General features: G+C 52.2%; 1 pseudogene. It reads left to right on the top strand.

Annotated elements, in window-relative coordinates:
- Positions 1 to 66: 66 nt before the first annotated feature.
- A pseudogene (locus WH277_RS00545) lies at positions 67 to 538 on the top strand (competence protein ComEC); the annotation flags it as partial.

The following is a 538-nucleotide window of genomic DNA, read 5'->3' as shown; positions in this document are numbered from 1 at the left end:
TTCCAGGTCATATGACTCCCAGGAGTGATTGCTGCACACTGGCCATCATTGATACAGGGAGGTGTCATGCTTTTAACCGTGAACCGGCTGGCATGGAGTGTCATTGCCGCAACGCTACCGCTGAGTTTCCTGCCTAAGCTTCCTGCTGCTACCTACGACTTGCCCATGTTGTTCCTGGCTCTGCTACTGGCGTTGTCCGGATGGCGTTATGCAAAAGCAGTGGCGCTGATATTAGTCCTGTTCCTCTGGGCAGTCTGTGCAGGGCGAGTCATATTGGATCAAATAGAAGAGCTGTCGCACGGGCAGTTGAAAGCAGAAATTGTCGTGGACAACGTACTACCCGATGGGAAGATGGTTAAAGTACGGCTGCTGCGCTACAAAGACAGGATTCTGTTCCCTCCGATTTATGCAACCTTGAAAGTTTCGCCGCAGGAGATTGCCTTTTGCGCCGGACAGCACTGGAACATGGAACTTGTTCTGCGTCCAGTGCATGCTCAGCTTAATGAAGGAGGGTTTGACCGACAGCGTTTTGCGCTGG

This window comes from Erwinia sp. MYb416, from assembly GCF_037479575.1.
Classification (GTDB): Bacteria; Pseudomonadota; Gammaproteobacteria; order Enterobacterales; family Enterobacteriaceae; genus Erwinia; species Erwinia rhapontici.
Note: the sequence above shows the minus strand (reverse complement) of the source record. Positions and strands in the feature narration are given on the sequence as shown.